The organism is Curtobacterium sp. S6 (assembly GCF_000710345.2).
Taxonomy (GTDB): domain Bacteria; phylum Actinomycetota; class Actinomycetes; order Actinomycetales; family Micrococcaceae; genus Rothia.
In genome coordinates this window covers 722181-747155 of the sequence record NZ_JHEL01000015.1, presented here as the reverse complement: position 1 = coordinate 747155, position 24975 = coordinate 722181, and the positions used below count along the sequence as shown (strand labels likewise).

The 24975-nt window shown below is 64.5% G+C and carries 19 protein-coding genes and 1 pseudogene; 12 read left to right on the top strand and 8 right to left on the bottom strand.

Annotation, left to right across the window (positions count from 1 at the left end):
- Positions 1-21: 21 nt before the first annotated feature.
- The 3 genes from rsgA to CURSPS6_RS05620 all read right to left on the bottom strand — a co-directional run bounded on the left by rsgA (position 22) and on the right by CURSPS6_RS05620 (position 3140).
- Positions 22-1128 carry a ribosome small subunit-dependent GTPase A gene (gene rsgA / locus CURSPS6_RS05630; RefSeq protein WP_030014746.1) on the bottom strand — a complete coding sequence of 369 codons (1107 nt, stop codon included), beginning with the start codon at positions 1126-1128 and terminating at the stop codon, positions 22-24.
- Positions 1128-2498: a 3-phosphoshikimate 1-carboxyvinyltransferase gene (gene aroA, locus CURSPS6_RS05625; protein ID WP_030014745.1), complete on the bottom strand. Its 1371-nt coding sequence runs from the start codon at positions 2496-2498 to the stop codon at positions 1128-1130. The genes rsgA and aroA overlap by 1 nt, the downstream gene beginning before the upstream one ends.
- Positions 2499-2627: 129 nt before the next feature.
- Positions 2628-3140: a DoxX family protein gene (locus CURSPS6_RS05620; RefSeq protein ID WP_035810232.1), complete on the bottom strand. Its 513-nt coding sequence runs from the start codon at positions 3138-3140 to the stop codon at positions 2628-2630.
- Between the two features lie 223 nt (positions 3141-3363).
- Between CURSPS6_RS05620 and CURSPS6_RS05615 the strand changes: the two genes are divergently transcribed.
- Positions 3364-4146, top strand: a complete 783-nt coding sequence (locus CURSPS6_RS05615) for a sigma-70 family RNA polymerase sigma factor (RefSeq protein ID WP_082470117.1) — start codon at positions 3364-3366, stop codon at positions 4144-4146.
- A 31-nt stretch (positions 4147-4177) separates the two neighbouring features.
- A pseudogene (gene rsrA / locus CURSPS6_RS05610) lies at positions 4178-4423 on the top strand (mycothiol system anti-sigma-R factor); the annotation flags it as partial.
- Positions 4424-4628: 205 nt separating this feature from the next.
- On the opposite strand, the gene CURSPS6_RS12950 reads toward rsrA, so the two are convergent.
- From CURSPS6_RS12950 to CURSPS6_RS05600, 3 genes are all read right to left on the bottom strand, one after another.
- On the bottom strand, positions 4629-4703 hold the full coding sequence (locus CURSPS6_RS12950) for a 50S ribosomal protein bL37 (protein ID WP_371811975.1): 75 nt from the start codon (positions 4701-4703) through the stop codon (positions 4629-4631).
- Between the two features lie 195 nt (positions 4704-4898).
- Entirely contained in the window at positions 4899-5498 is a 600-nt protein-coding gene (locus tag CURSPS6_RS05605) for a GDSL-type esterase/lipase family protein (protein ID WP_030014739.1), read from the bottom strand.
- A 170-nt stretch (positions 5499-5668) separates the two neighbouring features.
- Positions 5669-9475, bottom strand: coding sequence for a multifunctional oxoglutarate decarboxylase/oxoglutarate dehydrogenase thiamine pyrophosphate-binding subunit/dihydrolipoyllysine-residue succinyltransferase subunit (locus CURSPS6_RS05600; RefSeq protein WP_030014736.1), 3807 nt, complete (start codon positions 9473-9475; stop codon positions 5669-5671).
- A gap of 331 nt (positions 9476-9806) precedes the next feature.
- On the opposite strand from CURSPS6_RS05600, the gene CURSPS6_RS05595 reads away from it, so the two are divergent.
- From CURSPS6_RS05595 to CURSPS6_RS05570, 6 genes are all read left to right on the top strand, one after another.
- Complete coding sequence (locus CURSPS6_RS05595; RefSeq protein WP_030014735.1) at positions 9807-11285, top strand: GuaB1 family IMP dehydrogenase-related protein; 1479 nt, start codon at positions 9807-9809, stop codon at positions 11283-11285.
- Positions 11286-11498: 213 nt separating this feature from the next.
- A complete protein-coding gene (locus CURSPS6_RS05590; protein ID WP_030014734.1) occupies positions 11499-12890 on the top strand; it encodes a hemolysin family protein in 1392 nt (463 codons plus the stop codon).
- A complete protein-coding gene (locus CURSPS6_RS05585; RefSeq protein ID WP_082470115.1) occupies positions 12887-14038 on the top strand; it encodes a hemolysin family protein in 1152 nt (383 codons plus the stop codon). Before CURSPS6_RS05590 ends, CURSPS6_RS05585 begins: the two co-directional genes overlap by 4 nt.
- A gap of 159 nt (positions 14039-14197) precedes the next feature.
- Positions 14198-15157 (top strand): metal ABC transporter solute-binding protein, Zn/Mn family, encoded by a 960-nt coding sequence (locus tag CURSPS6_RS05580; RefSeq protein ID WP_035810229.1) that lies wholly within the window; start codon positions 14198-14200, stop codon positions 15155-15157.
- Between the two features lie 85 nt (positions 15158-15242).
- Positions 15243-16073, top strand: a complete 831-nt coding sequence (locus tag CURSPS6_RS05575) for a metal ABC transporter ATP-binding protein (protein ID WP_030014730.1) — start codon at positions 15243-15245, stop codon at positions 16071-16073.
- On the top strand, positions 16073-16996 hold the full coding sequence (locus CURSPS6_RS05570) for a metal ABC transporter permease (RefSeq protein WP_051687660.1): 924 nt from the start codon (positions 16073-16075) through the stop codon (positions 16994-16996). Before CURSPS6_RS05575 ends, CURSPS6_RS05570 begins: the two co-directional genes overlap by 1 nt.
- A 28-nt stretch (positions 16997-17024) precedes the next feature.
- Here CURSPS6_RS05570 and CURSPS6_RS05565 read toward each other — a convergent pair whose 3' ends face one another.
- Positions 17025-17477 (bottom strand): Fur family transcriptional regulator, encoded by a 453-nt coding sequence (locus CURSPS6_RS05565; RefSeq protein WP_030014727.1) that lies wholly within the window; start codon positions 17475-17477, stop codon positions 17025-17027.
- Between the two features lie 131 nt (positions 17478-17608).
- On the opposite strand from CURSPS6_RS05565, the gene CURSPS6_RS05560 reads away from it, so the two are divergent.
- From CURSPS6_RS05560 to CURSPS6_RS05545, 4 genes are all read left to right on the top strand, one after another.
- A complete protein-coding gene (locus CURSPS6_RS05560; protein WP_030014726.1) occupies positions 17609-18283 on the top strand; it encodes an MBL fold metallo-hydrolase in 675 nt (224 codons plus the stop codon).
- Positions 18280-18705 carry an HIT family protein gene (locus CURSPS6_RS05555; RefSeq protein ID WP_030014724.1) on the top strand — a complete coding sequence of 142 codons (426 nt, stop codon included), beginning with the start codon at positions 18280-18282 and terminating at the stop codon, positions 18703-18705. Before CURSPS6_RS05560 ends, CURSPS6_RS05555 begins: the two co-directional genes overlap by 4 nt.
- Positions 18706-18812: 107 nt before the next feature.
- A complete protein-coding gene (locus CURSPS6_RS05550; RefSeq protein WP_051687659.1) occupies positions 18813-20204 on the top strand; it encodes a sensor histidine kinase in 1392 nt (463 codons plus the stop codon).
- Entirely contained in the window at positions 20189-20827 is a 639-nt protein-coding gene (locus tag CURSPS6_RS05545; protein ID WP_030014720.1) for a response regulator, read from the top strand. The genes CURSPS6_RS05550 and CURSPS6_RS05545 overlap by 16 nt, the downstream gene beginning before the upstream one ends.
- Here CURSPS6_RS05545 and hrpA read toward each other — a convergent pair.
- Complete coding sequence (hrpA, locus tag CURSPS6_RS05540; RefSeq protein ID WP_416371659.1) at positions 20817-24947, bottom strand: ATP-dependent RNA helicase HrpA; 4131 nt, start codon at positions 24945-24947, stop codon at positions 20817-20819. The two genes, CURSPS6_RS05545 and hrpA, sit on opposite strands and share 11 nt — an antisense overlap.
- Positions 24948-24975 lie beyond the last annotated feature (28 nt).

Sequence of the window (24975 nt, the reverse complement as noted above, 5' to 3'; positions counted from 1 at the left end):
CCCATGAGCCCGGGGAGGGCCTCAGGCGCTCCCGAGCTCCTTCACATCGTCCAGACCGGTTTCCTCGGCCACGCCGAGGAGCCGCCTCAGGGAATCGAAGCGTTCGGCCCCGTGCGGACCGGCCTCCCCGGCCCGGACAAGGGCGGAAATCCCGCAACCGACGGCGTCGGCGGCGTGCGTGCACCCCTTGGGGCACCGGGCAGATCCTGGCGCGAGATCCTCGAAGGCGGCCACGATGTCTTCCGTGGCGACGTGCGCCAGCCCGAAGGACCGGATGCCGGGGGTGTCGATCACCCAGGTCCCGGCCCGGCCCCACTCCGGGGCCAACGCGAGGGCCGACGACGAGGTGTGGCGGCCGCGGCCGGTCACCAGGTTGACGCCACCCGTGGAACGGGAAGCCCCCGACAAGGCGTTGACCAACGTCGACTTGCCGACGCCGGAATGGCCCAAAAACACGCTGACGTTGTCGTCGAGTTCGGTGCGTAGTGCCTCGAGCAGGTTCGGATCGAGGCGGAGGCTCTCGTGGGTTCCCACACGTGTCACCTCCTCGGCTGAGCCTTCGGGGGAGCTGGTCAGTATCCTCAGCGTGGTTCGCGCGTAATAGTCACGCAACGCGGACGCGTCGCCGAGGTCCGTTTTCGTGATGCACAGGAGCGGCTCGATGCCGGCGTTCTTGGCGGCGACGATGGACCGATCGATGAAACCGGTGCGGGGCGTGGGATGGGCGGCGGCGACCACGATGATTAACTGGCTGGCATTCGCCACGACGACACGTTCGATCGGGTCGGAGTCGTCGGCGCTACGGCGCAGGATCGTGGATCGGTCCTCGACGCGGATGAGCCGCGCCAAGGTGCCCTCCTGACCAGAGACATCCCCGACCAGACCGACGAGGTCGCCGACGACGATCGGTGTGCGCCGCAGGTCCTTGGCCCGGACCGCCGTGATGAGCCGTCCGGGACCCTCCGGGCCGAGATCGACGGTGTAACGACCCCGATCCACGGTCACGATTCGCCCAATCACGGCGTCCTCGTGGGCGGGGCGTTCCTTGGTGCGGGGCCGCGAACCGCGCTTATTGGCGCGGATCCGAACATCCGATTCATCCCATGACCGAGCCGAACTGCGGGCCATCAGCGCTCCCGCCCGCCGAGCATCTCTGACCACATGTCGGTAAATCCCGGGAGCGTCTTGGCGGTGGTGTCCACGTTCCGGACCACCACGCCGGGGATCACCAGGCCGATGATGGCCGCCGCCGTGGCCATTCGGTGGTCCTCGTACGTTTCGACGAGACCGCCCTGGCGCACCGGGGCGTCGATGGTGATTCCGTCCTCGGTCTCCTTGGCGGATCCGCCCAATCGTCGTATTTCGGTCACGAGGGCCTTGAGCCGATCGGTTTCATGACCGCGGAGATGCGAGATTCCCCTGAGCCGCGACGGCCCTGTTGACAGGGCGGCGATGGCCGCCACGGTGGGGGCCAGCTCCCCGGCCCCGGACAGGTCAATATCGACTCCCGGCATCGTTCCCGACCAGGCTCCGCCTCGCGGACCGACCACGACGAGGTGATTCCCGTCGCGTTCCACCTCGGCTCCGAACCGAGGCAGGATCTTCCGCCACTCGTCCCCGCCCTGCGTGGTCGAGGCGGGCCAATCGGGGATCACGACTCGCTGGCCGGTCACGACGGCGGCCGCGAGAAAAGGCCCGGCATTGGACAGGTCGGGCTCGACGACGACGTCGTGGGCGCGCGGGACACCCGGCCGCACCCGCCACGAGGTGGGGCCGAGGACATCGACGCCGATGCCGAATTCTTCCAGCGTTGCGATGGTCATGTCGATGTGGGGCATCGACGGAATGCCGCTGCCCACGTGTTCGATCTCGAGCCCGTTGGGAATCAGCGATCCGACGAGCAGAATCGCCGAGAGGAACTGGCTCGAGCCGCTCGCATCGATCGAAATGCGACGGGGGCGGGGGTCATGCGTCTCGTCGGTGTTTTCAGGGCCGGGACCCGCCGGGGTGAGGGAAAACGGCAGTTGTCCGGTCCCGGAGTCGTTGACGGTGGCGCCCATCTGGCGGACCGCGTCGATGACCGGCGCCATCGGCCGAACGCGAGCCCCCGGGTCGCCGTCGAAATGTGCCTCGACACCGAGGGCCGCGGCCAACGGAGGAACGAAACGCATCACGGTGCCGGCCAACCCGGTGTCGATGGAGACCGGGGTGGCGCCGCGAGACTCGCCGCGGCTCGGTTTCCCGCGAAGAGGGGAGACCATGACGAGGCCGTCGCGATCTTCGAACCTCGCCCCGAGGGCTTCCAAGGCCTTCCGCATGAGCCGCGAGTCGCGCGAGTCGAGGGCTCCTCGAATCTCGCTCGGGCCGTCGGCAACGGCCGCCAGCAGGAGATACCTATTGGTGAGCGACTTGGAACCGGGAACGCGGACGGTGGCGTTCCACGGATCGGACTCCGAAAGGGTCGGGGCGGGCCAGTCACGAGCGGGGGAGTGATTCACACGAGTCCTCGGAAGTTCATCTGTGGGGCAGGCACATCGGACACAGGCCATTTTAAGCGACGCCGGGGGCCCGCCACGACAGCGGACCCCCGGCGTGTGGACGAGGATAGGCCTCGTCGGTGACCTGCATCAGTTGTTGAAGACGTCCTCGGACTTCTTCTTGAGGTCATCGCTGAGCTTGGAGGACTTCTTCTTGACGTCCGAACCCAGCTTGTTGGCGCGCCATGCGAGGGAGGGGTTGCCTTCGGTATCCACCGAGGTGAGGGCGACGGCGCCGACCAGTGAGGCGCTCTTGACGCCCTGGGCGATGCGGGCGTTCTTCTGCTCTTTGGTCTCGGACTCGGCGGTCACGTACTCGACGTAGGCGTCGATCGACCCCGTCACGAGAAGCAGGGTGGAGGACAACCGCGGGAAGCGGCCCAGCGCGAAGAGGGCGCCCGCGCCGACCTGCGTCGCGGAGATCGCCTGGCCGATCAGGCGTTCCTGACCGCGCAACGGCGCGAGCTGAGGAGAGGCCTTGGCCGCGGCATCGATCACCGGCTTGAGGTGCTTGGCGGATTCCGGGGTGCGCAGACGATTGACGCCGTTGTAGATGAACGAGGCCGCGAGAAGCGGGCGGGCGAGTTTACGAACGATGGTCATAGTTCCTCCTCAACGTGGGTTTTCGCGAAGGGTGCCGGACCGACACCGTGACAAAACCCGTGGGTTCATCCTTATCCTATGGGATCACCGCCGGAGTCGGACAAGAGGCAGGGCCGTTTCGTGCCCTGCGAACAGGCAAAGCCCCCGGTCGGAATATATCGCTCGACTATCTCGTTGAGATTCCCGAAAGATTTGATGGCGAGGAACTGAGGAGTGACGTCGAATGGCCGCAACCCTGACGGGCCCGGCTAGATCCACGGCAAGGACCTCGGACAACCCCTCACGGCGAAACCTTCTAGAATGGTCCGAAAGCACCAGTAATACCCGCCGGAAGGAATCCGTGGAGACAGTGGACGTATCCCGCGAATCGAACGACGAGCGCAAGGCTCGGTTCGAACGGGAAGCCATGCAATACATCGATCAGCTGTATGCGGCGGCACTGCGAATGGCCCGTAATCAGGCCGATGCACAAGACCTCGTGCAGGAGGCCTATACCAAAGCGTTCTCGGCGTTTCACCAGTACAAGCCGGGCACCAACCTCAAAGCGTGGTTGTACCGCATCCTGACCAACACGTACATCAACCTGTACAGGAAACGCCAACGCGAACCGCACCAGGCCAACACGGACTCGGTCGAAGATTGGCAGCTCGTCCAAGCGTCTGCTCATACGTCCTCCGGGCTGAAGTCGGCCGAGTCGGAGGCTCTGGATCACTTGCCGGATAGCGACGTCAAGAACGCCTTGCAGAGCCTTCCCGAGGATTTTCGCATGGCCGTTTATTACTCGGATGTCGAGGGATTCGCGTACAAGGAAATTGCGGAGATTCTGGACATTCCCATTGGGACGGTCATGTCCCGGTTGCATCGCGGACGCCGCATGTTGCGTGAGCAACTTGCCGAATACGCCTCCGAACTCGGTTTCTCGACCGAAAAGGCGAAATCCGCGCAACAGAAATCATCGACGAAGAAAAAGAATTCACACGGCGCCCAGGGCGCCGGTCAGCGGTAAGACCGCCCCTGAGGAGAGGAAGGAAAGGATCATGACGGACTGCCACGAAAACGGCGGATGCCGCGAAGACAAAATTCAGAGCATGTACGAATATCTGGACGGAGCGTTGTCCCCGGAAGATATCGAGGACATCTGCGCGCACCTCAACGAATGCGAGCTGTGCGCACGCGAGTACGACCTGGAATGCGTGATTCGTTCCGCGGTGAAGCGGTCCTGCTGCGAACCGGCGCCGGAAGAACTCAAGCAGTCGATTCTCGCCAAGATCGACGTCCTGCGTGACAGCTCGGAGACCTCCGCGCACGACCACACGGGACTCGGCGGACACGAGGGCTCACAGGACCGCCCAATGGCCTCCTGAGGCGCCCCCCCCGGGGCCTGGCGGGCACACGAAAAGGGCTGGGATGCCGATGCATCCCAGCCCTTTCGTTAACGCATTCGACTCAAGCCGGTGGCTGAGCCGAGATCACGGCGAGACCAACTCGTTAGGAGTTGGGGCGCTTGCCGTGGTTTGCTGCGTTCTTACGACGATCCTTGCGCTTACGTCCACGCTTGCTCATGTGAGCCTCCTTCCGCGCTTCCCGATGCTTGAGCACGGGAGCGGCCCTATATGGTCAACCCAGTCGTTGCGGAACCGCGCCATCAGGCGCAGTTCACCGGTAACCGGGCATTGTGATCTATTGTGCCAGACGGAACGAGGGGTGTGCACCTTGCCGTCACGCGGCACGAGGTGAGATTCGTTCCACCCGGGGGTATTAGTGCTGTTCCGGAAGCTGGAGCCAGGAGTACCAGCCACGGTGCAGGACCAGCCAGGCCATCAGGCCGTACCCGGCCTGTCCGGGACGACCGTCGTTGGCGGCGAGGTCCTGCCGCCACTGCTCGTGGTGCTGGAGCGGGTTAAAGGTGTCCACGTAGACGTGACGACGTCGCGTGGTCACGTCCGCGTAGGCGGCGGAGAGATCCGCGATCCGACGGTTGCGCTCGGCGTCGAGCGTGGGCGGGGGGCCGACGACCAGGACCTTCATATTGTTCTGGGACGCGAGGTCGACCATGTTGGCCAGATTAAGCCGGCTCCGCGCGTTCGTCAGGCCGGTGTCGATGTCGAAAGTCGACGGGGCGATCACGAGACGGTTATCGGCGCCCGTGGCGAACCGGCGGCTTGCCTCCTCGAACCAGCGGTCATTGAGGGTCTCGCTACCTTCGCCGGGAGCGGCAAGATTGTACGAGACGACGGGGGCCACGTTCTGCGGCGTGCGGGCCATGACTCGGCCGAACCAACCGAGGGCGCGGGGGTCACCAATGCCAGCAAGGAGGTCGTCTCCGACTGCCACGATCCGTATGTTGCGTTGCTCCACGAGATTCTTTCTGTTGTCTTCGGCGTCACATAGCCCCTGGCCTCGGCTGCCCGAGGAGGAATGCATCTAACGTAACGATAAACGTTCTTTGCCGTGCACGCATGTCCCTGGCCTGCCGCCACCGCTGTGACGCGGCGGCGGCAGAGAACCGGGATCCTACGCGGCCCAGATTACTCGAACGACTGCTGAACCAGGTGCTCAAGCTCCGCCTGGTGGCGCTTGCCCGTGCCGGTGGCCGGGGAAGCCGACGCCGGACGGGAGTTCAGGCGGACCTCACGATCCAACAGCGGCAGCAACGAGACGGCCAGGTACGGCCACTGGCCCTGGTTGGCCGGCTCATCCTGAGCCCACACGATATCGGCCTCCGGGTAGCGAGCGAGCTGTTCCTTGATCTCGTCGAGGGGCAGGGGATAGAGCTGCTCGACACGGATGATGGCCGTGTTGTTGAGCTTCTTCTTTTCCCGGCGCGCCGCGAGATCGTAGTACAAGCGACCCGAAACCATGATCACGTGCTTGACCTCGGAGTCGCTCAATCCGCCCTGGTCCGGAATGACCGGTTGGAAATCGCCGTGCGTGAAGTCCTCGACCTCGGAGGTCGCGGCCTTCAAGCGGAGCAACTGCTTCGGCGTCATGATGACCAGCGGGCGATGCGGCCTGCTGTAGACGTGGCGACGCAACAGGTGGAAGTGGTTGGCCGGCGTGGTCGGAACGGCAACGATCATGTTGTTCTCGGCGCAGAGCTGGAGGAAGCGCTCCATGCGTGCGGAGGAGTGATCCGGGCCCATTCCCTCGTAGCCGTGCGGGAGCATCAGGACCAGCGAGGAGCGCTGCGCCCACTTCTGCTCGGCGGAGGAAATGAACTCGTCGATGATCGTCTGGGCACCGTTGAAGAAGTCACCGAACTGGGCTTCCCAGATGACCAGGGAATCCGGGCGTTCGACCGAGTAGCCGTACTCGAAGCCCATGACCCCGTACTCCGACAAGAGGGAGTTGTAGATCATGAACTTCGCCTGGTCCTCGGAGAGGTGACGCAGCGGGACCCACTCGGCGTTGGTCTGGTTGTCGTGCAGAACCGAGTGACGCTGGACGAAGGTTCCGCGCTGAACGTCCTGACCGGACATCCGGACCTGGATGCCTTCCATGAGCAACGACCCAAACGCGATGAGCTCGCCGAAGCCCCAATCGATCTTGCCGTTCTGGGACATCTCGTAGCGCTTCTTGACGAGCTGGCCCAGCTTCTTGTGAATCGCGAAGCCTTCGGGCATCTCGTTGTGGACCTCGCCCACGCGGGCCACCACCTCTTGGGAGACGGCGGTGGTGTCCGGCGAGTAGACGGAATCTTCGATCTGCTGTGCGGCCGGGCGTTCGATATTGGACACCGCGGCGGCGTCGCCGGTCACCAGGGGCGCGGAGGAGGTCTGCGCCTCGTGCGTCTCGGTGAAGACTCGTTCGAGTCGTTCCTGGTAATCCTTGAGCGCCCGATCCGCCTCGTCCTGCGTGATGTCGCCGCGACCGATCAGGGACTCGGTGTACAGCTTGCGCGTCGACCGCTTGGCCTCGATCAGCTGGTACATCAGCGGCTGGGTCATCGACGGATCGTCGGCCTCGTTGTGACCGCGACGGCGGTAGCAGACCAGATCGACGACGACGTCCTTGTTGAACCGCTGGCGGTAGTCGTAGGCCAGCTGGCCAACGCGCACCACGGCCTCGGGGTCGTCGGCGTTCACGTGGAAGACGGGTGCCTGGATCATCCGGGCGACGTCGGTCGCGTACGTCGAGGAGCGGCCCTCGCCCGGGGTCGTGGTGAAGCCCACCTGGTTGTTGACCACGATGTGCACCGTGCCGCCGACCTTGAAGCCGCGCAGCTGAGACATCTGCATGACCTCCGCGACGATGCCCTGGCCGGCAAAGGCCGCATCGCCGTGAACCAGGATCGGCAGGACACCGTAGGAATTCTCCGAGTCGCCGCCTTCGTCGAGCAGGTCCTGCTTGGCGCGGACGATGCCCTCGAGGACGGGGTCCGCGGCTTCGAGGTGTGACGGGTTGGCAGCAAGGTAGACCTGAGTCTCGTTGCCGGCGTCCGAGGTGAAGACGCCTTCCGTGCCGAGGTGGTACTTGACGTCACCGGACCCGCCGACCAAGCGGGGGTCCTGCTCTCCCTCGAACTCGCGGAAGACCTGTGCGTAGGACTTTCCGGCGATGTTGGTCAGCACATTCAGGCGGCCGCGGTGGGCCATGCCGATGCCGACACCCGCAAGACCGTCATCGGCGGCACCCGAGATGATCGAGTCCAGCAACGGGATGAGAGATTCGCCGCCCTCGAGGGAGAAGCGCTTCTGCCCGATGTACTTGGTCTGCAGGAAGGTTTCGAAGGCCTCCGCCGCGTTGAGCTTCCCCAGGATGCGGAGCTGTTCCTCGCGTCCCGGCTTGGTGTAGCCGTGCTCGAGCTGCTGCTGGAACCACTGGCGTTCGCTCGGGGATTCGATGTGCATGTACTCGACGGCGAGCGTGCGGCAGTAGGCCTCTCGGAGGAGGTCCAGGATGGTCCGGAGCGTGAGCTTGGGGGCATCGCCGAAACCGCCGGTGGGCCATTCGCGATCCAGATCCCACAGGGTCAAACCGTAGGTCGCGATGTTCAGGTCCGGATGCTTGCGCATCACGTACTCGAGGGGGTTGACCTCGGCGATCAGGTGCCCGCGAACGCGGTAGGCGTGGATCAGCTGCTGGATCCGCGCGACCTTGTTGATCTCTTCTTCCGGATTGACCTGGTTGTCCACGGCCCAGCGAACAGGCTCGTAGGGGATGCGGAGGACCTCGAAGATCTCGTCGTAGAAACCGTGATCGCCGAGCAGGAACTGATCGATCAGCTTCAGGAATTCACCGGAACCGGCGCCCTGGATCACGCGGTGATCGTAGGTGGAGGTCAGGGTGAGGATCTTCGAGACGCCCTCGCGTGCGAGGGTCTTGGGGGAGGTGCCACGACGTTCGGCGGGGTAGTCGAGAGCGCCGACACCGATGATGCAGGCCTGGCCCTTGGACAAGCGCGGGACCGAGTGCACGGTTCCGATGCCGCCCGGGTTGGTCAGCGACGCGGTGGTGCCCTTGAAATCGTCGACGGTCAATTTGTTGTCGCGTGCGCGCTTGACCATGTCGTCGTAGGCGCCCCAGAACTCCGCGAAGTTCAGGGATTCGGCCTGCTTGATGTTGGGAACCACGAGATTGCGAGAACCGTCCGGCTTGGGCATGTCGATGGCCAGGCCGAAGTTGATGTGCGCGGGGTGGATCGCCGCCGGGCGGCCCTTCTCGTTTTCCCCGTAGACCACGTTTTGCGAGGGGAAAGCCTTGAGGGCCTTCACGACCGCGTAACCGATGATGTGGGTGAAGGAGACCTTACCGCCGCGCGTGCGCTTCAGGTAGTCGTTGATCTGGGTCCGGTTGTCGATCAGGACCTTGGCGGGAACGGCACGGACCGTGGTTGCCGTGGGAACGGTCAGCGACTCATCCATGTTCGCGGCGACCGCCTTGGCGGGGCCGCGCAGGGTCTCGACCTTGTCCTCTTCGGCCGCGACGTCGTTCTTGTCGGCGTTCGGCAGCTGCGCGGGAATGGGGCGCTTCGAGGCGGATACGTCCTTGGCGTCGCGCTGCTGTGGGGCGTCGGTTTCCTTCTTGGCGGGCGCCTTGCGCGAGGCCGGGGCCGACTGCGTCGGCTGGTCGGAGGAGCTCGGGGCCTTCTTCTCGGCCGTTTGCGCCGGGCGGTTTTGGCCTTCGGGCTTCTGGGGAGCCGGTGCGGACTGTACGGGTTTCGACGCGGCCGGGGCCGATCCCTTGCCCTCTTGTTCCTCCATGGACTCGAAGATGGGCCACCACTTCTTGTCCACCGAGTTCTTGTCCTGCTGGTACTGCTCGAAGAGCTCGTCAACGAGCCACTCGTTACCGGCGAATTCCTCGGGGATCTGGTGCTGTGGCTGATCTGGCACTAGCTTCACGCCTCTTCCATTAGCTGATTCTGTACTGACCGTTGAAAGCGTGTACGGCCCGTATCTTTGTACGGATGCTGCCGAAGCGCGGTGGACCTCACAGAGATCGTGGTTCTCCAACGAGCCGCCGTGTACCCCGCGACGATGCGGGGCGGCGCAACCTTCTACGGGCGAGTCTATTAGGGTTGACCAGACGTTATCCACCCGCCACGGGGCCAAGTCGCCGGATGATCTACGCATCACACCCCCGGGTGACCTAGTCACGGGACGTTCTGGGGCGAAAATGACGGCACTATATCGGTTTTCGTTGCATCTGGGTACCATGGGGCAAGTGCAATTCTTGAATAGCCCCACTACGGACCTGACCTACAACGACGTGTTCCTCGTGCCTTCGCGCTCCGAGGTCACCTCCCGCTTTGGCGTGGACCTTTCCACCTCCGACGGAACCGGCGCGACCACGCCGATCGTCGCGGCCAACATGACGGCCGTCACCGGCGCCCGCATGATGGAGACGTTGGCGCGGCGCGGCGGGTTGGCGATCCTTCCGCAGGATATTCCCTTGGACGCGGCCGAACGCATCATCGAGGCCGTCAAAGCCGCCGATCCGGTGGTCGAGTCCGCCGTGATCGTGTCACCGGATACCGCGATCGAACACGCCTTGAGGCGCCTCGGCGACCGTCGCTTCGAAGAAGCCGTGGTCGTGGACGAGGACGCCCGCCCGATCGGGTTGGTGCGCCGCGAGGAAGGTGAGGGGGAAGACCCCGCCGCCGCGGTGGAGACCATCATTCACCCCATGCCCTTGGTGATCGACGAGGCCGATCTGGCCCTGACCAGCCCGTGGGGCAGCCCCGAACGCGACGCCGCCCTGCGCGAGGTCTTCGATCGTTGCGAAGAGCTCGGCATCGAGATGGCCGTGATCGTCCGCGACGGTCAGTACCGTGGCGTGCTATCCCATTCGGGTGCCATCCGGGCCACCATCCACCGCCCCGCGCTCGATGCCTCCGGTCGCCTGATCACCGGCGCCGCCGTAGGGATCAACGGCGACGTCAAGGCCAAGGCGCAGGCGCTTCTCGCCGCGGGCGCCGATGTCCTCGTGGTCGACACGGCTCACGGGCACCAGAAGAAAATGCTCGACGCCCTGGCGGCGGTGCGTTCCTTGAATCCGGGGGTTCCGATCGTCGCCGGCAACGTCGTCAGCGCGGCCGGCACGCGAGATCTCATTGAGGCCGGTGCGGATATCGTCAAGGTCGGCGTGGGACCGGGAGCCATGTGCACGACCCGCATGATGACGGCCGTCGGGCGCCCGCAGTTCTCCGCCGTGGTCGAGTGCGCGGAAGCGGCGCGCGAGCTGGGCAAGCACGTGTGGGCCGATGGCGGGGTCAAGCACCCTCGCGACGTGGCGTTGGCGCTCGCCGCCGGCGCGAGCATGGTGATGGTCGGCTCGTGGCTGGCCGGTACCTATGAAGCCCCGGGGGAGCTGCACCTCGATGTCGACGGCCGCCCGTATAAGGAGAGCTTCGGCATGGCCTCCACGCGTGCCGTCAAGCATCGGACGCGGTCCGAGGACGCGTTCACCCGAGCGCGGAAGGCCATGTTCGAAGAGGGGATCTCGAACTCCACGATGTATCTCGACCCCGCAAGCCCGAGCGCCGAGGACATCACGGACAAGATCACCGCCGGCGTGCGTTCTTCGATGACCTACGCGGGCGCCACCGACCTGAACTCGTTCCACGAGCGGGCGATCGTCGGGGTGCAGGCGGCATCCGGATACGACGAGGGTCGGGCTCGGACTCAGTCCTGGTTCGCCTAGGAAATTCTCCTGGCAAAGGGCGCCGCGCCAAACGGGCGTGGCGCCCTTGTTCGCTGGGGTCGAAAACCTGGCACCAAAGGGTGCCAGCAGGTGTCCTTCGGGCGCGGGCGCGGTAGACTCAAAGCCTTATGGACGACCCTTTTAGTTGTATGTACACCTGCCCTGGGCCGCCTCGTGTGCGCCACCGATTCTTCGGGACGGTGAAGTAGCACTGTGGAATGGTTACTTGTTCTCGTCGGAATCCTTCTCATCTTTGGCACCGGATTTTTCGTTGCCGTGGAGTTTTCCCTCGTGGCCCTCGACCAACCAACTGTCATCCGCCACATCCACGACGGAGACCGCGGCGCCGAACCACTCTTGCGTTGCCTCAAATCCCTCTCGACCCAACTGTCGAGTTGCCAGCTCGGCATCACGATCACGACGCTACTGACCGGCTACACGCTGGACGTCGGGATTCAGGGCCTGCTGTCCGGGACGGTGGAGCTGCTGCCGGTTCCCAGTTCGGTGGGCTCAGCGATCAGCCTGATCGTGTCCATGCTCATCGCGACGTTGCTGTCCATGGCATTGGGCGAGCTGATCCCCAAGAACCTCTCGATCGCCGACTCTTTCCGCATCGGCAGAGCGCTCGCGCGCTATCAGCTGGCCTTCACCGCGATCATGAAGCCCTTCGTCGTGGTCATGAACGGCACGGCGAATAAGATCCTTCACCTGATGGGCCTGGAAGCGAAGGAAGAACTCTCGGGCGCTCGCTCACCGGAGGAGCTCTCTTCCATGGTTCGGCGCTCCGCCGACCTGGGGACCCTCGACGTCGGCACCGCCAACTTCGTGGCCCGAACCCTCAACTTCGCCGAGCACACGGCCTCGGACGTCATGACGGCACGACGCCAAGTCGAGATGTTGCCGACCTCGGCGAACGTCACGGAAATCATCAGCGTGGCCAGGAAGACGGGGCATTCGCGCTTCCCCCTCTTTGACGAGGACCAAGACGACGTCAAGGGAGTCGTGCACATCAAGCGGGCCGTCGGTGTGCCTCCCGAGCGGCGGGAGACCGTTCAGGCCGGCGCCCTCATGGACGAGGTGCTGCGGGTTCCGGAGACCATCCACCTGGACGCGCTGTTGCGTGAATTGCGGGAATCGGCCCTACAGGTCGCGGTGGTGCTCGACGAATACGGCGGAACCGCCGGCATCGCAACCCTCGAGGATCTCGTCGAGGAGATCGTGGGCGAGGTCGCCGACGAACACGACCGCGCCGTCCCCGGCGTCTTGGAGACGGCCGATGGCCGCTGGCACTTCCCGGGCCTCATGAGGCCGGACGAGGTCACGGAGAAGGTCACGCCGCTGGACGTCGACGACGACCCGGCCTTCGAAACCATGGGCGGATTCATGATGGACCGACTGGGCCGCATCCCCGAGGTGGGGGACACCGTGCCCACCGAGACCGGAATCTTGGAGGTCGAGCGCATGGACCATCGGCGCGTGGACCGCATCCTGTTCACCCCGGCGGCCGAAAAGGCCGACGAGACCTTTTCCGAAGACCTCGGCCCCGTCCGGGCGGTCGATCCCGACGCCGGATCCGGCGCGACCGTGAAGGGAGGCGCACGATGAATGACTGGGTCTCCCTGATGCTTCTCGTCGTCCTCCTGGCGGGTAATGCGTTCTTTGTCGGCGGCGAATTCGCGATCATGTCCGCCCGACGCTCGCAGATCGAGCCCCTGGCGGAGGCCGGGGACAAGCGAGCGATCACCGCGTTGCGGGCGATGGAACACGTATCCCTCATGCTGGCCTGTTGCCAGCTCGGTATCACGGTCTGCTCGCTGTTGATCCTTAACGTGGCCGAGCCCGCGCTGCACCACCTGGTTGCGGAGCCTCTGACGCACCTGGGAATTCCCGCCTCGGCCGCCGACGTCGTCGGATTCCTGCTGGCCTTGCTGGTCGTGACCTTCCTCCACGTGATCTTCGGCGAAATGGTCCCGAAGAATATCTCCGTGTCCGTGGCGGACAAGGCCGCCCTGTGGCTCGCCCCGCCTCTGGTCGCGATCGCGCACGCGGTCAAGCCGGTGATCGTCTTCCTCAACTGGTTGGCAAATTCGGCGCTGAGGCTCATGAAGGTCGAGCCCAAGGACGAGGTGTCGTCGACCTTTACCCTCGAGGAACTCCAAACCATCGTCGAGGAGTCCACGGCTGAAGGCCTGGTCACAGACGAAGACGGAATGCTCTCCGGGGCGCTGGAGTTCTCGGAAAAATCGGTCGGCGATGTCATGGTCCCGGTCAGCAAGCTCATCACCCTGCCGTCGGATTGTTCTCCCTACGCCTTGGAGAAGGCCGTCGGGAGGACGGGATTCTCGCGGTTCGTCCTCGAATCAGACGACGGCAGCTATCTGGGCTATCTACACGTCAAGGACGTGTTGTCGATCCCCGAGGAGCGGTACCGTCAGCCGACACCCCTCACGAGGGTGCGTTCGTTGATCAACCTGCGCCCGGAGACAACGGTCGAGGACGCCTTGGCCACGATGCAACGCACCCACGGCCACGTGGCGCGCGTGGTATCCCCCGGAGGGGCGACCGAGGGCGTGCTGTTCCTCGAGGACGTTCTGGAGGAGCTCATCGGTGAGGTCAAGGACCCCACGCGTTCCGAGGGGCACCGCCGCCGGTTGGAGCCCTTCGACCGGGATCAGCTGAGCGGGGCCAATAAGCGGCCCTCCGGGCGAGGCTCAACGGCCGCCTCGAGGCCGGCCCCACCGATCGGCGGGTAGCGCCCGGCTCGCGGACGGGACGTATAACCGATCGCTAAATTGTGAATGATTCGCATCTGAGTAAGCTTTGCTCAGATGCGAATCATTCGTTTTAAGCGGACGGTCGCACTCGGTGTCTCGGCACCATCTCCATCACTCGTGTGAAAGAAGGGGGTTCTCGTGAAGGGAACGCGCTGGATGACCGCGGCCGCGGTCGGGATCATCGGTTCGCTGACGCTGGCCGGATGCTCGTCGGATGACCAGGCCTCGGCCAAGGACGACAAAATCACGGTGGTCGCCTCGACCAACGTCTACGGCGATATCGTGAAATCCATCGCCGGCGACCACGTCAAGGTCGAGTCGGTGATCGATTCCGCCGCCCAAGACCCCCATTCCTACGAGGCGACGGCCCAGGACCGCTTGAAGATTGATAAGGCCGACCTTCTCGTGGAGAACGGCGGCGGATACGACTCCTTCATGGACGATTTGTCGCAAGGATCTTCCGCGCAAAAGATCGACGCCGTGAGCCTGTCGGGGCTTCCGGGGGCGGAGGAAGCCTCGGGACACGATCACGACTCGTCGGAAGGCGAGGACGAGCACCACCACGACCACGGGTCCTTCAACGAGCATGTCTGGTACAGCCCGACCGTGATGAAAAAGGTGACGGAAAGCATCGCCGAGAAGCTGGGCTCGATCGACGCGGCGCACAAGGACGACTACTCCGCGAAGGCCAAGGAGCTATCCGGCCAGTTGGATGGCCTTCAGGATCGTGCGGCGGCCCTGAACGGGAAGGGCAAGGGCTTCCTCGCGACGGAGCCCGTCCCGGCCTACTTGCTGCAGGCCGCCGGGCTCGAGGACAAGACCCCCACCGAGTTCTATGAGGCCATCGAGGGGGACAGCGACGTTCCCGCGTCGGTCCTGCAGTCCATCCGGGACGAACTCTCCTCTGGTTCCATTGCATTGCTAGGATTCAACCAGCAGACCGAATCGCCGCAGACCGAAGAGCTCAAGAAGTACGCCGAGGAGCAGCACGTTCCGACCGCGACGTTCACGGAGACCCTGCCGGAGGGCAAGCACTACGTCGAGTGGATGAACTCCAACCTGGATTCCGTCGCCTCGGCCCTCAAGGACCGGGCCTGATCCGATTCGAGCGCTCGCAACCTGCGATTCGTCAGGGCCGCGCATCGCCGTCCCGTCACCCACCAGCCTCACAGGAGCCCCCTACGTGTCACCCTCGTCAACCGTCAGCGTCTCTCTGAGGTCAGCGGCGCTGTCCTTCGGCGACCGAGTGTTGTGGGATGACCTCTCCCTCGACATCCACCAGGGGGAGTACTTCGCGATTCTAGGCCCCAACGGTTCGGGAAAATCGACCTTTCTCAAGACCCTCTTGGGGCTACTGCCGCTGAGCGCCGGTGAGGTCTCCGTGCTGGGGGAAGGCGTCCGCCGGGGTAACCCTCACATCGGGTACGTCCCCCAGCAACGGGCCTTTTCTCCCGAGACGCCGCTGCGCGCCCGTGACCTCGTGGGCCTCGGATTGGACGGTCACCGGTGGGGTCCAGGGGTCTTTTCCCGCAAGCGCCGGGCGCGGGTCGACGAGCTTTTGGAAAGGGTCGGTGCCACCGAGTACGCCGCCGTCCCCGTGGGTCTGCTCTCGGGGGGCGAGCAACAACGGCTCCGGGTGGCGCAGGCCCTGGCATCACGGCCCGAGGTTCTCCTCTGCGACGAGGCCTTGCTCTCCCTGGATCTGCGCCACCAGAGCGCCGTGAGCCAATTGATCGAGGATTACCGCCGCGAATCCGGGGCCACGGTGATCTTCGTGACCCACGAGATCAACCCGATCATCGACGACGTCGATCGCGTTCTCTACTTGGCCAACGGTCGGTTCACGGTCGGGAGCGTCGACGAGGTGATGTCGACCGAGACACTCTCCCGGGTCTACGACGCCCCCGTGACCGTCATGAAGATTGACGGCAGATACGTCGTGGTCGGTGCCAACGCGATGTCGCACGCCTCGGGCGACGACTGCCACGCCCACGATGTCGAAGGGGAGGCCTGATGATGACCGCCGCACTGCTCCAGTTCCCGCTGGCCGCGGAGAGCCTGTGGAGCCGGATTTTCGTTTTCGACGGATACGGTGAACTGCTGTCATTGCTGAGCCAATCCGTCGTGGCGGGGGCGATTTTGGCGCTGATCGGTGGGTTCATCGGAACCTTCGTGGCGATGAGGGATGGAGCCTTCGCGGTTCACGGGATCGCCGAGCTGTCCTTCGCGGGGGCCGCCTTCTTCCTGCTCATCGGGTTCGACGTGATCACCGGTTCGCTGGTGGGATCGATCGTCGCGGCCGTGATCATCGGCGCCTTGGGCACCCGGGCCAAACACAATGGCTCGCTGATCGGCGTGCTCATGCCGTTCGGCCTGGGCCTCGGGATTCTGTTCCTATCCCTTTACCAAGGCCGCTCGGCCAATAAATTTTCCCTGCTGACCGGCCAGATCGTCTCGGTGGACGGCGCGCAGGTCACGGAGATGGCGATCGGGGCGATCGTCGTGGTCGGAGCCCTGCTGATCGTCTGGCGCCCGCTGTCCTTCGCGAGCCTGGATCCCGATGTGGCGGCGGCCAAGGGTGTTCCGATGCGCTCCTTGGCGATGATCTTCATGGTGCTGTTAGGGATCTCGGTCGCGCTGTCGGTTCAGGTCGTCGGCTCGTTGCTGGTCCTGGCCCTGCTGATCACGCCGGCGGCCGCGGCCGTTCAGGTCACCGCTTCTCCGGTCAAGGCGCTGGTCCTGTCGGTGGTCTTCGCCGAAATATCGACCGTCGGAGGCATCATGCTTGCCCTGGCCGGATCGTTGCCCATCAGCCCGTACGTCACCACCATTTCGTTCCTCATCTACCTGATCTGCAGGATCGTTGGTCGGGTGCGCCGCCGGACGACCGGTTCGGGACGAGTCTCCGCGGCCCCGCGTGAGGCATCAGCTGCCTAGGGGCCGGCGCCGGCGGTTCCGGCCGCGGTCAGCCGTTGTTTCGTGAACAGTCTGCGCAGATCCCGGTGAGTTCGATGGTGTGCTCGATGTCCGAGTAACCGAAGGAGGCGCCGATGGCCGAAGCCCACTTCTCGACGACGTCGGCCTCGATATTCTCGGCCCGTCCGCAGTGGCGGCAGAGCAGGTGATGGTGGTGCTCCTCGGCCTGGCACTTGCGGTAAAGCGCTTGGCCTTCATGGTCCTGAACGGTGTCGACGTCGCCGCCCTCGGCCATCGACTGCAGGACGCGGTAGACCGTGGCCAGGGAAACCTTCCCGCCGCGATCGGCGATGATCCGGTGCAGCTCCTGAGCCGAATGGAATTCCTCGAGGGTCCGGAGAACCTCGACCACGGTGCGCCGTTGCTTCGTGTTGCGAAATTCCGGCTGTTTGGACTCCCCGGAGGCGGGCTCCCGTGAGGTCGACGCTTGATGGGGTACCACGTCGGTTCTCCTTCCCAGACGACGCCCGACCTGGTGGAATGGTCCTCCACCGGTCGCACATGCGATTCATTCCAGTCTAAGCCACGTGATCCCTGATCGCTTCGGCGCAGGCTCGGGGATATCCTGGTGCCATGAGACTCACGAAATACACGCATTCTTGTATTCGCCTCGACAAGGACGGCTCGGTACTGGTCCTCGACCCCGGTAATTTCTCCTCCGCCGACGAGATCCGTGAGGCCCTCGACGACGCCTCGTTTCTGCTGATCACCCACGAGCACCCCGACCACTACGAGCGGGAGACCGTTCACGCGGTGCTCAACGAGCGTCGTGATCTGCAGGTTTATGCCACGCAGACGGCCGCCGACGAGCTCCGCGAAGCCGTGTCAAACCCCGAACGCATCCACGCGGTGCACGGCGAGGAAGAATTCGATGCCGGCCCGTACCACGTGCGGACCTTTGGCGGGCAGCACGCACTGATCCACCCGCTGATCCCGACGATCCAAAACGTGGGATTCCTGATCGACGACAACCTGTACCATCCGGGAGACAGCCTGATCGTGCCCCACCAGATCCGGGTGCAGAACCTCTTGATCCCGATCCACGCGCCCTGGAATAAATTGCACGAAGTGGTGGACTTCCTGGCCTCCGTCCGGCCGAAGCGCGCGTTCCCCATCCACGATGCGATGCTGGCCGAAAACGGACAGGGAATGCTGACCAAGCACGCGACCAATTTTGGGGCCAAGTACGGTAGCCAGTACGAGCGCCTGCTACCCGGCGAGACCGTAACCCTGGAGGAGACATCGTGAGTTCAGTATTTACCAAGATCATCGACGGGGAGCTACCCGGACGATTCGTGTGGCGGGACGAGCGAGCCGTGGCTTTCCTGTCGATCCAGCCCTTGTCCATGGGACACGTCCTGGTGGTCCCTCGCGAAGAGATCGATCACTGGGTGGATCTCCCGCAAGACCTCGCCTCGCACCTCATGGAGGTCTCCCGGCTGATCGGTCGGGCCATCGACGAGGTGTACCGGCCCGTGCGCGTCGGATTGATGATCCAGGGATTCGAGGTGCCGCACACGCACCTGCACGTGTGGCCGACGAATTCCATCGAGGAATTCAGCTTCGATCAGGTAGACAACGACCCGGACGACGCGCGCATGGACGAAGCCGCGTCATCGATCCGCGAGGCCCTGGTTCGCGCGGGGCACTCGGAAGCGGAGATCGGCTAATCGACATCGTCTGATGCCCATAGAGTGTTCCGTTGTCGGGCTAACCCGACAACGGGACGCCGGCCAGCAGGATGGTATGGCGTTGGGCGCGTCGAGACGATAGATGCATGAGCATTTACCCCGAGACCGAATCCGTGAAGACACCCCCGGACACCGCGGCCAAGCCCGAATCGAGAAGTCCCCAAAGCACTCGTCCGGCCCCGTCCGGGCGCAGGGGAGGCTGGGCCAGGTTTGGCCGGGAGAACGCCTACTTGGCCTCGAGTTTCCCGGTGGCATTGGTTTCCTTCGTCATCGTGGTCACCGTCTTCGGCCTGGTGGTGGGGCTCATCCCACTCTTCTTGCTTGGATTCCTGGTCCTGTGGGGTCTGGTGTATTACGGACGCGGGGCGAGCCGAGTCGAACGCGATTTGGTGGCGTGGACGAGATCCCGCGACGTGCCGCGGCCCGTTCCCCCTCGTGAAGCACGGGGATTTCCCGGTCGGCTCAAAGCCGACCTGAGCCACGGGCAGTCGTGGATGAACCTCGCGTGGATCCTCGTGGATTTCGTGCTCTCGACCGTGACCTTCTGGATCGCTTTTTTCTGGTGGACGATGGCGCTCGTCACGGTGGCCGGCCCGCTCATGGTGTGGATGCTCCACACGGGAATGATACGCAACGTCGGGGGGAAGACACTGTCTGACCTGCTATCGGCGTCCGATCGCGACATCCTGTGGGTTTCGGATCATCCGAACGCGACTGAGGCCTTGCTGTACCTGATTTTCGGGGCGATTTTTCTCGTGACGCTCCCGTGGTTAGCCCACGGGTTAACCCTGTTGCGGTCGACCGTGTCGCAATCGATGTTGTGCCGTCCGATATCTTCGAAGCGGCGGATCGAGAGTCTCGAGGGCTCGCGGGCGGCGTCGCGGCGCGCGGACATCGATTCGATGCGTCGCCTGGAACGGGACATTCACGACGGCCCGCAACAACGTTTGGTGCGCTTGGACATGGACCTGGCCAGGGCGGAGAGGGTCGCGGTCAATGATCCGCAGAAGGCATCGGAGATTCTCCGGGGCGCCCGGTCCCAGAGCCGAGACACGCTGCTCGAGCTTCGGCAACTGTCCCGCGGCATCGCGCCGGCAATCCTCGTCGACCGAGGGCTTCGGGCCGCCGTCACGGATGTCGCTTCTCGGTCCCAACTGTCCGTGCGGATCGCATGGAACGCCCCGCCCGATCTGCCGCCCCACGTGGAATCGACCGCATATTTCGTGATTTCGGAATGCCTCGTGAATGCCAATAAGCACGCCGCGGCCTCCGTCGTTGACGTCACGGTGAAGGAGGACGGCCAAGAGCTGGTCGTCGAGGTCTGCGACGACGGCGCCGGGGGTGCGTCTGCGGCCAAAGGCCATGGGCTCGCAGGGCTCAGCGATCGCGTCACCGGGGTTGAGGGGCGGTTCGTGATCGAGTCGCCGCGGGGTGGGCCCACGAGAGTCAGGAGTGAGATTCCATGCGAGCCCTCTTAGCCGACGATTCGGCTCTCATCCGAGAGGGGCTTCGCCTCATCCTGGAGGATGCTGACCACGAGGTGGTCGCGAGCGTCGCGGACGGCCCGGAGATGATTCGGGCCGCCCTCGAGGAACGGCCAGACCTCATCATCAGCGATATTCGCATGCCGCCGAGCCATACCGACGAGGGATTGACCGCGAGCATTGAACTTCGCCACACCTGGCCGGAGGCGCCGATCATGCTCCTTAGCCAGTACGTAGTTGTGGACTATGCCGAGGAGCTGGTCGCGTCCGGGCGAGGCGCCATCGGATATCTCCTCAAGGACCGAGTCTCGGACATCGACGCTTTCCTGGCTTCGGCGGATCGCGTCGCTCGCGGCGGGACGGTCCTCGATCCGGAGGTAGCTCACCAACTCATCGTCAGAGACCGTGGGCCCCTACGGGAGCTCACCTCGCGGGAAACCGAGGTCCTCGAGCTGATGGCTATGGGTCACACGAACGCCGGTATCGCGGAACGGTTGGTCATCACGCCGGGCGGCGTGGAGAAACATTCCCAACGGATCTTTGCGAAACTCGGCCTTTCCGCCGACGACGATGTCCACCGCCGCGTCACCGCCGTGTTGAAATACCTCAACCGGTGAGGTCCTCCAGCGCCTGCTTCTGCGCCTTCTTGATCCGTTGCGGGGAGACCGGCCGGGCCGTTCCGAGCTCTTGGGCGAAATAGCTGACGCGCAGCTCCTCGATCAGCCACCCGACATCGGCCAGTTGCGGTGGGACGCCCCCCTGAACGGAGTGTTTCTCGGCGACGGCGTCGTACTCGTCCTCCAGGGCCTGGACCTCCAACATCAGGGTGGTGTCCTTGCCGACGCGCTCACCCATCTTGTCGATGCGGCGTTCCATCGCGTCCAGGTACCGGGGGAGGTGGACCAGCCGGTCGTAGCCCGTGGCCGCGACGAATCCGGGATAGACCAGATTTTCCAGCTGCGCCTTGACGTCGTTGAGATTATTGATGACCGCCAGGGACGCCGATGACTTGAGCTTCTTGCGGACCGCGTTGGCCCGCTGAAGGATGTCCGCGACCAAGCTCGTGACCGTGAAGACCGTGTCGATCAGTTCGGCGCGGACGTCGTGGAAGAGTTTCTCGAAGTTTTCCCTGGTGGTGGGCGCCTCCGACGGGGTGAGCTTGTCCAACGCGGCGACCGTGCAGTCGGCGATCAAAGATTCGACCGAGCCGTGCGGGTTTTGGGTGAAGACGATCTTTTCGTGGTTCTTCAGGTGGTCGGAGACGTACTTCTGGGGAGACGGGACACGCAGGGACAGGAGCCGGATTACCGCCCGGCGTTGGGCGCGATCCCTTTCGGCCGGCGAGGCGAGGATGCGCAGGGCAACGCTTTCGCCTTCGTCGACCAGAGCGGGGTAGCCCTGTACCGAATGCCCCGAGATGGTGCGCGTGATCTTCGCGGGGATCGTCTCCTCGGGCCAGTCGGTCAGCCCGCTTCGCTCCGCGATGCCGCCGGACGAAGGACCGTCGCCGCGCGTGTGACCGGCCCCTGACGAGCTGCCGGCTCGTTCATCCGCCGTGGGCTTCCCCTTTTTCTGGGAACGAGACCCGCTCGCGGCCGAGGCGAGCTTGGCGATCGCATCCGGGGACGCGCCCAGGGACGCCGCCAGCGCCGACCGAATCTGCGGTCGAAGTTGCTCCTGCAACGCGGTGAGGTCCTTGCCTTCCCCGAGGAGCTTATTGCGGTGATCCCGCACCTGGAAGGTCACCCGAAGATGCTCCGGAACCGCGTCCCAATTCCACGAGTTCGGGGGGATCACGAATCCCTTGAGCCTCCGGAGGGTCAGCTCGAGGGCGGGGAGGAGCTCGTCGTGCGCCGGATCCGCCTCGGCGTGAAGGGCCTCCAACGCCTCCCGTGCCACGTCGGGTGCGGGCACGAAATTTTTCCGGGACGCCTTGGGCAGGGATTTGATGAGCGCCGTGATGAGCTCCCGACGCAGACCGGGGATGTGCCATTCGAAGGGTTCGGGAGAGATCTGGTTGAGGAAGACGATCGGCACCTGGACGAAGACGCCGTCGGCCTCCGGGGTGCTTCCGGGCGCCGCGGGGGCGAATTCGTAGGTCAGGTCGAGCCGCAACTCGCCGTCGGCGGTCTCCAGGACCCACGTTCGGGGGAATTGCGACTCGTCGTAGTCGCGGGCCTCGTCGTCGATCAGGTTCTCGCGGGTGAAGTCCAGCAGGTGTTCATTCTTCGCCCGCTCGCTCTTCCACCACCGGTCGAAGTGCCGCTCGGAGACCACGTCCCGAGGAATGCGGGCGTCGTAGAAGGCGAAGATGCTCTCATCGTCGACGCGCAGGTCGCGGCGGCGCAGACGCGCCTCGAGCTGATCGATGTCGGCCAGGCGTTGGCGGTTCCTCTGGAAAAATCGATGCCGTGTCCGCCAGTCTCCCTCGACCAAGGCGCGACGAATGAACAGCTCGCGGGACAGATCGGGATCGATGCGCCAATAATTGACGGGACGGTCGGTCACTACGGGAACACCGAAGAGCGTCGCCTTTTCATAGGCCATCACGGATCCGCGCTTGGCCGACCAGTGCGGCTCCGAATACGTGCGCTTGAGAAGGCTCCCGGCGGCGTCCTCGATCCACTGCGGATCCACGGCGGCATTGACTCGAGCCCACAACTTTGAGGTCTCCACGAGTTCCGCCGAGACGACCCAATCCGGATTCTTCTTGAAGAGACCGGAACCGGGGAAGATCGAGAATCTGCTGCCGCGGGCACCGTGATACTCATGTTTCCGTTCGTCCTTGAGGCCGATATGGCTTAGCAGGCCGGTCAGCAGGCTGCGATGAACCGCCTCCTCGGTGCCCCCGACCGTGATCTGGCGACCCCGAGACACCGAAATGCCGGCACGGGATCCCAGCCGCCTCAGCTGTTCGTAGAGGTCCTGCCACTCCCGGACGCGAAGATAATTGATGAACTCCCGGCGGCAGAGCTTACGGAACTGCGATGAGGAGAGCTCATCCTGTTTGTCCTGGAGGTACTGCCAGAGCAAGAGATAACTGGAGAAGTCCGAGGAGTCATCCGCGAACCGCGCGTGGAACTCGTCGGCTTGCGCCCGTTTCTCGGTCGGGCGCTCGCGGGGGTCCTGGATGGTCAGTCCCGCCGTCAGGACCATCAGCTCCTTGGCGACGTCGTGGTGCTTGGCCGCGACGATCATCCGGCCGAGCCGCGGATCGACCGGGAAGGCGGCGAGCTGGCGTCCGACCGACGTCAGTGGCGAGGCCGAGCGGTCGTCGCGGCCGTTCCGGGACGAGCCCCGCGACGTGCGAGACCGTTTTTTCCCTTCTGGGGTCTCCGCGCGTTCGGACGTCTCCCGCAGGGCTCCCAGCTCGCGGAGAACGTTGACCCCGTCCGTGATCGACCGGCGGGCCGGGGGCTGAACGAACGGGAACCGCTCCATGTCCGCCGGGGAGCTGACCACACCGATCGACATCGTGTGCAAAATGACCGAGGCGAGATTGGTGCGCAGGATCTCCGGGTCCGTGAACTCGGGCCGCGACAAGAAGTCTTCTTCGGAATACAGGCGGATCGCGATGCCGTCGGACACGCGCCCGCAACGGCCCGACCGCTGCCGGGCGCTCGCCTGAGAGATGCGTTCGATCGGCAGCCGCTGAACTTTGGTTCGGGCGGAATAGCGGGAAATGCGGGCCGTGCCGGGGTCGATGACGTACTTAATCCCGGGAACGGTCAGCGAAGTCTCCGCGACGTTGGTGGCCAAGACGATCCGGGGCTTGCCGGAGGGCCTGAAGACGCGGTGTTGCTCGGCCATCGACAGTCGCGCGAACAGCGGGAGGATCTCGGTTCCCGCCAGGGAACGCTCCCGCTTCGCCAGGTCCTCAAGGGCATCGGCGGCGTCGCGAATCTCGCGCTCGCCGGAGAAGAAGATGAGGATGTCACCGGGTGCCTCTCTGCGAAGCTCGAGCACCGCATCGCACACCGCGTCCAGGGGGTCGACGTCGTTGGCCTCCAAGCCGTCGGAGGATTCGTCCTCCGAAGCGGACGAGGAATCCGTGAGCGGGCGGTACCTGACTTCCACGGGAAAGGTTCGACCGGAGACCTCAATAATCGGCGCGGCGTCATCCGGCATCTGCTCATCGTCGAGATGCTCGGCAACCGGATCGAAGCTCGGGGCGAAGTGTCGAGAGAATCGCTCGGGATCGATGGTCGCCGAGGTGATGATGACCTTGAGATCCGGGCGTTCGGGAAGGATCCGCTTGAGGTAACCGAGGATGAAGTCGATGTTGAGCGAACGCTCGTGGGCCTCGTCGATGATGATGGTCGAGTACCGGCTCAGCAGGGGATCGTGGGGGATCTCGGCGAGAAGAATCCCGTCGGTCATGAGCTTGACCGCGGTGTCCGAGCCGACCTGCGAGGTGAAACGCACCTGGTAACCGACGGTCTGCCCGACTTCTTCGCCCATCTCTTCGGCGATGCGCTCGGCCACGGACCGAGCCGCAAGCCGGCGGGGCTGAGTGTGCCCAATCGTGCCGTTCTCGCCGAGGCCCAGCTCCAAGCACATCTTGGGGATCTGCGTGGTTTTACCGGATCCAGTCTCGCCGGCGATGACCACCACCTGGTGGCCTTGGATGGCCTCCATGATGTCCGCTCGGCGGGCCGATACGGGGAGGGCCTCGGGATAGGTGATCCGGCGGGTGGGCTGGGGGGATGATGGCTGCTCAGACATACTGCTAGCCATTCTACGTGGCCGGGGTTCGCCCCGGGGC